Annotated in this window: 9 protein-coding genes; 1 reads left to right on the top strand and 8 read right to left on the bottom strand. The window is 62.0% G+C overall.

What is annotated here, in order from left to right:
* The coding region (locus QZ213_RS17300; RefSeq protein ID WP_291687309.1) for a FecR domain-containing protein at nt 1-1,503 on the bottom strand (1,503 nt) is incomplete at its 3' end.
* Between the two features lie 193 nt (nt 1,504-1,696).
* Between QZ213_RS17300 and QZ213_RS17305 the strand changes: the two genes are divergently transcribed.
* Nucleotides 1,697-5,617 carry a winged helix-turn-helix domain-containing protein gene (locus tag QZ213_RS17305; protein ID WP_291687310.1) on the top strand — a complete coding sequence of 1,307 codons (3,921 nt, stop codon included), beginning with the start codon at nt 1,697-1,699 and terminating at the stop codon, nt 5,615-5,617.
* Nucleotides 5,618-5,797: 180 nt separating this feature from the next.
* On the opposite strand, the gene QZ213_RS17310 is transcribed toward QZ213_RS17305, so the two are convergent.
* From QZ213_RS17310 to narH, 7 genes are read right to left on the bottom strand one after another with little or no spacing between them, the layout of a single operon-like run.
* Nucleotides 5,798-6,355: a DUF2478 domain-containing protein gene (locus QZ213_RS17310; protein WP_291687311.1), complete on the bottom strand. Its 558-nt coding sequence runs from the start codon at nt 6,353-6,355 to the stop codon at nt 5,798-5,800.
* Entirely contained in the window at nt 6,324-6,896 is a 573-nt protein-coding gene (mog, locus tag QZ213_RS17315; protein ID WP_291687312.1) for a molybdopterin adenylyltransferase, read from the bottom strand. Before mog ends, QZ213_RS17310 begins: the two co-directional genes overlap by 32 nt.
* The gene (locus QZ213_RS17320) at nt 6,893-7,231 is read right to left on the bottom strand and encodes a hypothetical protein (RefSeq protein ID WP_291687313.1); all 339 of its coding nucleotides are present in this window, start codon (nt 7,229-7,231) and stop codon (nt 6,893-6,895) included. Before QZ213_RS17320 ends, mog begins: the two co-directional genes overlap by 4 nt.
* Before the next feature lie 10 nt (nt 7,232-7,241).
* Entirely contained in the window at nt 7,242-8,066 is an 825-nt protein-coding gene (locus tag QZ213_RS17325) for a peptidylprolyl isomerase (protein ID WP_291687314.1), read from the bottom strand.
* Nucleotides 8,067-8,069: 3 nt separating this feature from the next.
* Nucleotides 8,070-8,786 carry a respiratory nitrate reductase subunit gamma gene (narI, locus tag QZ213_RS17330; protein WP_291687315.1) on the bottom strand — a complete coding sequence of 239 codons (717 nt, stop codon included), beginning with the start codon at nt 8,784-8,786 and terminating at the stop codon, nt 8,070-8,072.
* A gap of 11 nt (nt 8,787-8,797) precedes the next feature.
* On the bottom strand, nt 8,798-9,508 hold the full coding sequence (narJ, locus tag QZ213_RS17335) for a nitrate reductase molybdenum cofactor assembly chaperone (RefSeq protein WP_291687316.1): 711 nt from the start codon (nt 9,506-9,508) through the stop codon (nt 8,798-8,800).
* Complete coding sequence (narH, locus tag QZ213_RS17340) at nt 9,508-11,028, bottom strand: nitrate reductase subunit beta (RefSeq protein WP_291687317.1); 1,521 nt, start codon at nt 11,026-11,028, stop codon at nt 9,508-9,510. The genes narJ and narH overlap by 1 nt, the downstream gene beginning before the upstream one ends.
* Nucleotides 11,029-11,041: the final 13 nt, after the last annotated feature.

The raw sequence follows: 11,041 nt of genomic DNA on the forward strand, positions 1-11,041 counted from the left end.
ATCCGATACAGTCGCCTGGATGCTGTAGTTGCCGTCGGCAAGCGCCAGCGCCTGCGCTGCCGGCACCTTCACCGACCATACCCCGTTCGTCACCGTCGTCGTGTAGGTGTATTTGACGATATTCGAGCTATCGACGATTGCGACCGTCGCGGTCTGGCCGTTCACAGGCACATTGCCAGCGGTCGCCGTGCCGCTGATAATGAAGCCCGCCGATACCTCGCTCTGGTTAATGATGTTGCCCACGGCAACTGGGCTCGTGATGGCCACAATCGTAGGAGGTGCTTGGATAATCGGAGCTTGGAGTAAACTAGGTGATTGGGTCGGATTAACACTGGGCGACGATGATGGCGTGACTACAACGTTGGTCTCTGGGTCAGCATCCAGATGTTGAGCGCTGCTGACAGCGGTCGTAATAATTTGGGTGCTGTTCGTGTCGCCTGGCGGCGTGCTGCTACCGGCGCTCGCAAACTTGGTCGTTGACTGCGGATTGGCATCCCCTCGCTTACCGTCGGAAGGTGGCGGCGTATTTGGAGCGAGTTGCTTGCCAGCATCGTAGGTGCTCAAAACCTGCTGGAAAGCGTTAAATTCCTGCCCAACCTGGGCGGCCGTCTTGCTGGTTTCTTGTGCCACAACCTGAAAGTTGGCCGCAGGAGTCAGCGTCAGCGAAGGTCCATTGCTTGTAACTGTTCCGATCAAATCCCCCGCTGTGCAGGCCGCCCCGGGCACGCCCGTCGAAACGCATTTGAACACCTGAACCGCATGAACCTGCCCGTCTTGCTGATCGACGACCGAAATGCCTACCGTTCCGTCGGTGGAGGAAATATCTAGAATGACCGCCGTGCCGCGGATACCGATCGCGGCAACGGGCGTCCCAACTTTCATGTCTCCAGTCTTGGCGACCTGCCCGGCGACGAAACTGACGGCCCCTTGCACGAGGGTGAACAGAGCGGTGTTCGATGTACTGGTGGGATCGTAGGTTAGGTCATTCAGCATCAACCGCGCATTCGCAGTCAGATTAAACGTCGTACCGTCGACCAGCACGAGGCCGAGCGTCGAGTTGCTGCCGGTCTGCACCAAATCGGTCTGATAAACGGCGTCGCCGTCATTGAGTGCGATCGTTACGCCATTGCGCACGATGCTGGCGCTACCGGTCATCTTGGCAACGTGACCGACCACCTTACCGGCCGCGTTTGCTCCCGTAGCCTGGGCGTATTGGGCATATCCGGTTAGGGCGTCAATGACCTTGGCATCGAGCGGCGCGCCCTCGGGCGAGACGAGCAAAGGTCGTTTGTCGCCGTGAAAATAATCCGGGACGATCACGCGTTGGAGCTGATCCGAAATGATCAGATCACTGCCTGACCTGTGATAATCCCCTGAGAAAAGAAGATGCGCGTCCGGAACCTTGAAAGTGCCCGCGTGGCCGTGATCCGGCAAGGAATCGAAGTCGAAACGGACGGACTCCGCGTCCGAAACGCCGGGTGAAAATCGCCCCGTGTAATTCAATTTGGCCCCCAAAATTAGTTAATAAATTATTTATAAATATCCTATTACCGGGCGCAGCAGACCTCCTGATTGCCGCTTTGTAAACAATAACTTACCGGCGCAAGGGAGCCATTGTCAGGATTGTAATTAAAATGTAACAACTTGAGTGACTTTGCCCCGGTTACTCATTGCGCAGGACCGGGCGGAATATCGGATGGGAAAGTTCGGAAAGCTCGTACTGGTTGTAGCGCAGGGGACCGCGCTTCGAGCCAAGATCGCGCGGTTGCTGCAACCGGCCGGCTATGCCGTCGAGCTCGCTGCGGATGAAAGGCGTGGGCTCGATCTGGCTGTCCACGAAGATATCGATGCCGCCATCCTCGTAATAGGCTCTGGCCTTGCGGATTTGGCGTTCGCGCGGCGACTGAGCGACCGAGTTCCGAGATTGATCGTGCTGGCTGAGCGATCAGCGGATATTGCCAGGCTGGGTCGTTCTCTTCCTGGCGCGGACGCCCATCTGTTGCAACCATTGGATGAACAGAAGCTTCTCGGTCGCCTCGCCGAGATGGTAGTTTCCCCTGGGGAAGACCACGCCGCACCAGAACCGGCGGCTCTGCGCATCGAGGGCTGCAGGATCAACCTGCCCGGTCGGACTTTCGTGCACGCAGACGGACGCGAGGTGGCGCTGACCCGAGCGGAGTCTGCGCTGCTCATCGCATTCGTGCGAAATCCGGGCCGCGTGTTGTCGCGCGATCAGTTGAGTCAGGCTATAGCCGGGCATGGCGAGGAGCTGTATGGCCGCAGCATCGATATGCATGTCGGCCGGCTGCGGCGAAAGATCGAGCCGGACCCAAAAGCGCCGCGGTTCATCATCACGGTGTCAGGTGCTGGCTACAAATTTGCCGCCGGCCGCCGAACTGTCGAAGAAGATCGCGAGTCACCGGCGGCCATCGAACCGGGAGAGCAAATGGAGGCTGCGCCGGCGCAAGCACGCAGTCCCCGCATCAACCTGCCGCATTCCGGGTCCGAGAGACGGCAGCTGACGGTGCTGTCCTGTGAGCTTGTGGGTTCGATGCCGGCCGCCATTGATGCCGACCCCGAGGACCTCGCTGGTGTCGTCCATCATTTCCAGGAGGCTTGCGCAGGCGCGATTACCGATATGGGGGGAAGCATCGCTGCTTTCACAGGGCACGAGGTTTTGGCGTTATTCGGTTATCCCCAGGCTTACGAGGATGATGCGGAACGTGCCGTGCACGCGGGGCTTGATCTTGCGGCAAGGATGGAGGAGCTCGTATGGCCCTCCGGCAGACCGTTGCAGGTACGAATCGGAATCGCTACGGGCCTGGTCGTGGTCGCAGACCAAGCCGTGGTCGGAGAACCTTCAACCGTTGCTCCTCGTTTGCGAAGCTTAGCTCCCGCAGGTTCGATCCTTATTGCCGCGAGCACGCGCAAGCTGCTTGGTGGCGCTTTCATTTGCGATGATGCCAGCTCGTACGAGCTTGCGGGAATTTCCGAGAAGGTGACCGCCTGCCTGGTCGCGGGAAGGCGGTCCATCGAGAACCGGTTCAGCTCTACTCGTGGGCCGCGACTTACACAGTTTGTCGGCCGGCAGCACGAATTGCAGCAGCTATTGACCTTATGGGATCGAGCCAAAGCCAACCAAGGTCAGGTCGCGCTGCTGTGCGGTGAAGCCGGCATCGGAAAGTCGCGAGTTTGCGAAGTTTTTCTGGAGCGGATCAACGCAAAGCCGCATGTCACAATCCGTTATCAGTGCGCTCCGCACCATGCGAACAGCCCGTTTTATCCGATTATCGGGCAGATCGAGCATGCGGCTCATATCAAGCGAGGGGACACCCCTGATGCCAAGCTCGAGAAGCTGAGAGTTGCCCTGTCCGAATCCGGAGCCCCAACCCCTGCCGACGTGCGTTCCCTTGCTGCCCTGCTCTCGATCCAAACAGGTGAACTCCCGGCGCAAGGCCTGACACCTCAGCGGCGGAAGGACCTCACGATTGCGGCGCTGATCCGGCACACATTGGGTTTTGCACGCGACCAGCCGCTGGTTATCGAGCTTGCCGACGCACACTGGGCTGATTCCAGCACCCTCGAACTGTTCAGCCGTATCATCGCTTCAATCAAAGCGGCCCAAGTATTCGTCCTGATAAGCTTCAGGCCGGAGTTCTTCCCGCAATGGCTCAATGAGCCGCACGTAACCATGCTGCGGCTTGACCGACTAGGGCGCGAGCAGATCGAGGCCATGATATTCGACGTGGCCGGACAAAGGACCCTCCCCTCGGAAATGTACGCGCAAATCATCAGCAAGACGGATGGGGTCCCGCTGTTCGTCGAGGAACTCACGAAGTCGGTGCTGGAATCGGGCCTGCTTGAAGATGCAGGCGCTCAGCTTACCTCCGTCCGCCCACTTCCGCTGCTTGCGATTCCCATGACGCTGCTTGGCTCGCTGACGGCCCGCCTGGATCGTCTTGGGCCGGTTAAGGAGATCGCTCAGGTCGGCGCGGCCATCGGTCGCGAATTCTCCTACCGGTTGCTCGCCGCTGTCGCACCTCTATCAGGACCACCGTTGCATGCGGCTCTTGCCCAACTCGCGGCTCCCGAGTTGATCTTTGTCCGAGGCGAACCGCCGGATTCAACCTATGTATTCAAGCACGCGCTGGTTCAGGACGCGGCATATGGCACCCTGGTGCGCAGCAAGCGCCAGCAACTTCATCGCCGAATTGCCGATGCTCTCGAGCAGGGTTTCCCCGAGACGGTCGAGACCCAGCCCGAACTCCTGGCACATCATCTCATCCAGGCTGGCCTCACCGAGCGGGCCATCGATTACTTGCGAAAAGCCGGCCAGCGTACGATCGAGCGTTCGGCGAACGCCGAAGCGATCCGTCACCTGACCCAGGCACTCGAATTGCTGCAATCTCGTCCCGAGGGTCCGGCACGCAGACGTGCGGCGCTCGGGTTGGAGGTAATGCTCAGCCAGGCAATGATTGCCGTCTACGGCTACGCCGCACGCAAGACCGCCGAAGTGTTGCTCCGGGCGAAGGACCTCATCGACGAGGTAACCGATCCCGCACAGAAGCTGGCCATCCTTTACGGGATTTGGGCGGGCCTTTATGTCGGCGGTGAGGTCGCCAAGCAGACGGACGCAGCCGGCGAGTTCCTTAAAGAGGCCGAACGTAACAATGACATGGCGGCTCTGTCTGTCGCTCATCGCATAATGGGCACTACGTACGCAACAAAAGGGGAATTTGCCGCCGCACTGCCTCATCTCGAGCAAGCCCGAGCGCTCGGCGACTCCCAACACGGAGCTCAGCTGCAATACCAGTATGGCCAGGATGTCGGCGCGGCTGCCCTGTGCTACCTGAGCTGGACGTTGTGGCATCTGGGCTCCGTCGACCAGGCATCGCAGGTTGCCGTCGATGCAGTGAAACGCGCGGAGGAGCTGTCCCATCCGCACACCCAGGCCTTCACCATTTGCCATGCCCGCGGCATGATCGATATTTTCCGGCGAAGCTCGGAGGACATGAGATCCTACGCGCGCTCAGTCATCTCACTCTGCCAGGAACACGGTCTGTCACACTGGATGGCCTGCGGGCGCATTCTCGAGGGATGGGCAACCGTAAATGAGGGCGAGATAGATCGCGGGACCGAGCTGCTTCGCGCGGGTGTGGCCGCCTGGCGAGAGGCAGGAGCGCGGCTGTGGCTGCCCCTCTTTCTGGTGCTCGAGGCCCAGGCTTGCAACGAAGCAGGCCGCAACGAGGCCGCGCTGGGTGCGATTGAGCAGGCAATCGCTATCTCCGCGGAAACGGGCGAGCGCTGGTGTCTGGCCGAGATCCTGCGCGTCAAGGCGGGCTTGCTGTCCGCAACCGGGCGCGCGGGCGATCAAGTCGAGATTTTGTTCGCCAGGAGTCTTGAGATTGCCAGGAGTCAACAGGCCCGTTGCTGGGAGCTGCGCACGGCGTGCGATCTTGCCTCGCTCTGGCGAAGCAAAGGCCGCGCAAACGAAGCGCTGCAGTTGTTGCAACCGATTTACGCCCAATTTACCGAGGGCTTTGACTCAGCGGATTTGCGGCATGCGAAGCGGATCCTTGATGGACTGGAACCAACCGTGAGCCGGAAACATTCGTAATCAAAGAAGCGCCAACGTGAATCGGTCCGTTCCAAGCAGGCCGGCGACATCGCTTCGTGACACCCAGCCGACGTGAGTATTTTGGCAATGTCAGCTTACGCGCCATAAGCGGTCGGGCGGAAATACTCTGGGACGGAGCGGTAATGTTAGGCGGAATACGAGCTATCACTTTCATATGGATCACACGGCCGCGGCCCCTTCGGCCCATTCCATAACCCGACCGGCGTCGTCGGGCAGTTCGTTGGCGAATTCGCCGGCAAAGCTGCGCCACGCTTCCAGGTTGCGGTCAGGGACGCCGATGATGACGGGGATGCCGCGATCGATGGCACTGGCGATCAAGTCGCGCAGCCCGCCGCCTTCGCACTCGACTTTGCCGAACTTGTTGAGAATGAGAAGCTGCGGCACATGCTCTAGACTGCCCTCGACCCTCGCGGTCGCTTCTGCCAGCGCCGCCTGATCGAGACGACATCCACGCGCGCCGGCGCCGCGGTTCTCGAACAGAGCCGTGCAATGGCCGGTTGCCAAATCCTCGAGGATGACGTCGCATCGCCGGTCCCCGCCCTCGAACGCCTGATGCTGCAGAACGCCGGCGAGCGTCAGTCGCAGGGCGCGGCAGCGCTGGACCAGCGCCCTGAAGAGCGCATCGGGATAGACTTCATTGGCGTAAACGATCGCGGCAACCGGCCGGGTGTAACCCGACGAAAGCTCATGCGCCGGGGCGGAATGCGTGACAGACATCGGGGTTCACCTCAATTGGACGGGCACCTATCAGGTCGAGACAGTAGGGAATTGCCGGGAATACGGCGTTCAGGCAGACATCGATCGCCGCCGGGCGTCCCGGCAGATTGACGATCAGGCAATGGCCGCGGGTTCCGGCGGTCTGGCGCGAGAGGATGGCGGTCGGGACCTGCTCCAGGCTGACGCGGCGCATCAACTCGCCGAACCCTTCCAGCTCCCGCGTGATCACCTTGCGCGTTCCCTCCGGCGTCAGATCGCGCGGCGACGGGCCGGTGCCGCCGGTGGTGAGCACGAGGTCGCAATCCTCGCGGTCCGACATTTCGATCAGCGCGCTGGCGACGCTGTCGACACCGTCGGGAACGATCTTCATCACAGCGATCCAGTTCGACTGCACCGCCTTGTTCAGGAAATTATTGATCGCCTTGCCGCTCTCGTCGCTGTATTCGCCGCGACTGGCGCGGTCGGAGATCACGAGAATGCCGACCCTGGCAAGGCCTCGCGATTCCGCCGCTACGCTCTCCTGGTTGAGCTCATCGCTCACGAGCAGCCCCCATTCCCTCCGCAGGTGCACCCCTCGTGCACGGGCACGGGCGGCGTCTCGTCCTGCTTCAGCGACCATTTGACCATGTAGGTCAGGCAGTCGATCCCAGGATCGCTTGCTCGCTCGATTACATTCATCAGCCCGAGCCAGTCCTCGCTCACCGCCAGATTGGCAAAACGCCGCACCGCGCCGGACGCGTATTCGCCGACCGTCTCCTCAAAGCGCCCCGCAGCTTCGCCGACCTGCGCGAACAGCACGATGTCGTTGCAGGCGAGCAACGCCTCGTTGGCGGGCGCTTCTTCGCTGAAGCCGCGGATGATCTCGCCGAGCTGCATGACGCCTCTCCTATTGAACCAGCGGCGACGCCGATGCCGCCAGCGTAATGCCGGTGATCTCGGCGCGGCCCGCCAGCACCGAGACATATTGCGCCAGCGCCAGATGCTGGACACTGGTCGTGAGATAGTCGGCGATGCGGTCGCGCGCGAGTTCGAACGGCAGCATTTGGCCGGGCGCGTGCTGGTCGAGGCGGACCACGTGGAAGCCGTAGCGGGTTTCGGCGATGGCGAATTCGCCGGGCCGCATGCGCGCCAGCGCGGTCTCGAATTCGGCAACCGTCTGGCCGCGCGTCAACTGGCCTAGATGGCCGCCGTTCTCGGCCGAAGTCTTGCAGTCGGAATGACTGCGGGCGAATTCCGCGAACAGCGCGGGATCGGCGCGGACAGCGGACAGGATGGTGTCGGCGGTCGCCCGCGCGGTGGCCCGCGCTGCGGTGTCGCTGCGGGCCGCCGCGATCAGGATGTGCGCGGCCTCGTAGAGGTCGCCGGAACGGAAGCGTGCGCGGTTCTGCTCGTAGAACCGCAGGCATGCGGCCTCATCCGGTTCCGGCGTGACGACTTCGCGTTCGATGAGAGTGCGCATCGCCGCCTCTTCCGGGGTCTCGGAGCGCCCTTCCGGATCGCGCAGCGGCTCGGCTTCGATGCCGAGGCGCTTGGATTCCTGCAGCAGCAGTTCACGCACCACCAGCGCCCGCGCCGCGGCCTGCCAGGCCAGGATCGGCTTTTCCGCGGGATGGTTCTGGACCTCGCGCGCGATCACCTCGCGCGCGATCACCGCGCCGTTGACGCTGATCGTTTTAGGCTTGGGCAGCGTGTTCGAAACCGAGCAATCCATGACCTACTCCGCGGGTTGAAGTGGACGGGTGGCGCGGCCGTCGCGGCTGCGCACCACCTGATAGCCGCGGCGGCCGAGATACCAGACCGGCGCGCTCCAGACGTGCACCAGCCGGGTAAACGGGAACAGCAGGAAGATCGTCATGCCCAGCAGCAGATGCGCCTTGAAGATTGGATGCACGTCCAGAACGTAGGCCGCGACTCCAGGCTGCAGCGTCAGGATGCCCTGCGCCCAAGCCATGAACTTCACCATCTCATGGCCATCGAGATGTCCCATCGAGACCGGAATGGTCGCCAGTCCCAAGAGCAATTGAGCGAACAGCAACAGCAGGATCGCGGTGTCACCGAACGAGGAATTGGCGCGGATGCGCGGATCGAACAGCCGGCGGTGCGTCAAGAGGGAAATTCCGACCAGGCACATCAGGCCGGCGAGGCCGCCGGCAACGATCGCCAACATCTGCTTGAAGCCGTGCGACACGCCCAGCATGTCGAACACCCAGATCGGCGTCAGCAGGCCGACGAAATGGCCGACGAAGATCACGAGGATGCCGACATGGAACAGATTGGAGCCCCACATCAGTTGCCGCCGCCGCAACAGCTGGCTCGATCCGGTGCGCCAGGTATATTGCTCGCGGTCGAAGCGGAACAGGCTGCCGAACAGGAACACGGTCAGGCAGAAATAGGGATACCAGCCGAACACGATTAGATTGAGCGTTTCCATCGCTTCGCTCCTCACTGCAGGGATGATGGCGCGGGATCGACCGCGCGCCGGGCGTGGCGAAGCTTGGCGATCAGGCCTTCGTGGCCGCAGGCGCCCTGCCCTTGCGCGCCGGGTCCGAACCGCACCTCTTCCTCTTCCCAGGCTGCATCGAGCGCCACCAGATCCATCGGGTCGGTATCCGGCGCCTTCAACATTTCGTCCACGATATCGCGGCGGGGCGCTTCGGCCGCGATCGCAACCAGCGCATCGAAGATCGCCTTGTAGCTCGACTCTCTCCGGCCAAGGCGCTCGGCCAGCGCCGCGAGAATATGCGCGGTCTGTCCGAGCAGCTCGCGCGCGTTCGCAAGCGGCTGGGTCGACAGGAATTCGAGCAACAGCGGCACGTAATCGGGCAGTTCGTTCGCCGCAATGAAAAGCCCGGCGTCTTCATACATCGCCTTGAGATCGACCATGGCCTGGCCGCGGTCGCGGCTTTCACCGTGGACGTGCTCGAACAGATGCAGCGCCAGCGTCTTGCTGCGGTCGAACAGCAGGCCATAGCGTTCCTGGAGGTCGTAGACCTCGCCGACCGCGATTTCCTCGATCAAGAGATCCACGGCCCTGCGGCTCGCCGCCGGCACCAGCTTCTCTGCGTCGAGCACGGCGAGAAACGCGGGTGCGGCTTCGATCAGCGCTTCGGTCGGATAGCTCAGGAGAGCGGACAACACCTTGAACGTCTTCATCACGCGATCTCCATCGGGTTCTTGGCCTTGCGCGGCGAGCCGAACAGATTGGTCTCGCTTTCGCCACCGGAGCAGCCATTGCCGAAGGTGAAACCGCAGGAGCCGCGCATGTCGTAGGCGTCGGCTCCGACTTCGCGATGCGCGGTCGGAATGACAAAGCGGTCTTCGTAGTTGGCGATCGCCATGATCTGGTACATCTCGTCGATCTGCGCGGGCTCGAGGCCGACCCGCTTGGCGATGGCCGCATCGACGACGCCGTCGATGGTCTTCGCCCGCATATAGGCGCGCATCGCCAGCATGCGCTCCAGCGCCAGCGTCACCGGCTTCTCGTCGCCCGCCGTCAAGAGATTGGCGAGGTACTTCATGGGAATGCGCAACGACTTGACGTCGGGCATTTCGCCGTCGAACCCGATCTTGCCGGCGGACGCCGCCGAAGTGATCGGCGACAGCGGCGGCACGTACCAGACCATCGGCAAAGTGCGGTATTCCGGATGCAAGGGGAATGCGACCTTCCATTCCATCGCCATCTTCCAGATCGGCGAGGTCTTGGCCGCTTCGAGCCAGGCATGCGGGATGCCCTGCCGCTCGGCCTCGGCGATCACCGTGGGATCGTTCGGATTGAGGAAGATGTCGAGCTGGGCCTGATAGAGATCGCGCTCGTCCGGCTTGCTCGCGGCCTCCTCGATCCGGTCGGCATCGTAAAGCACCACGCCGAGATAGCGGATGCGGCCGACGCAGGTCTCCGAACACACCGTCGGCTGGCCGGCCTCGATGCGCGGATAGCAGAAGATGCACTTTTCCGACTTGCCCGACGACCAGTTGTAATAGATCTTCTTGTAGGGGCAGCCGGAGACGCACATCCGCCAGCCGCGGCATTTGTCCTGGTCGATCAGGACGATGCCGTCCTCCTCGCGCTTGTAGATCGCGCCCGACGGGCACGCCGCGACGCACGCCGGGTTGAGGCAATGCTCGCACAGCCGGGGCAGATACATCATGAAGGTGTTTTCGAACTGGCCGTAGATGTCCTTCTGCACGCCTTCGAAGTTGACATCCATCGATCGCTTGGCGAACTCGCCGCCGAGGATTTCCTCCCAGTTCGGACCCCACTCGATCTTCTCCATCCGCTCGCCCGAGATCAGCGAACGCGGACGCGCCGTCGGCATCGCCGACATTTCCGGTGCCTGCTGCAGATGCTGATAGTCGAACGTGAACGGCTCGTAATAGTCGTCGATTTCGGGTAGGTCCGGATTGGCGAAGATGTTCGCCAATACGCGCCACTTGCCGCCGATCCGCGGTTCGATCGAACCGTTGCGCTTGCGTTTCCAGCCGCCTTTCCAGCGCGCCTGGTTTTCCCAGTCCTTGGGGTAACCGATGCCGGGCTTTGTTTCGACGTTGTTGAACCACGCATATTCCATGCCTTCGCGGCTGGTCCATACGTTCTTGCAGGTGACGCTGCAGGTGTGACACCCGATGCACTTGTCGAGGTTCAGCACCATTGCGATTTGAGCGCGGATTTTCATTCTGCGGCCTCCA

It is taken from the genome of Bradyrhizobium sp. (genome assembly GCF_017881085.1).
In the GTDB taxonomy this organism is placed as follows: domain Bacteria; phylum Pseudomonadota; class Alphaproteobacteria; order Rhizobiales; family Xanthobacteraceae; genus Bradyrhizobium.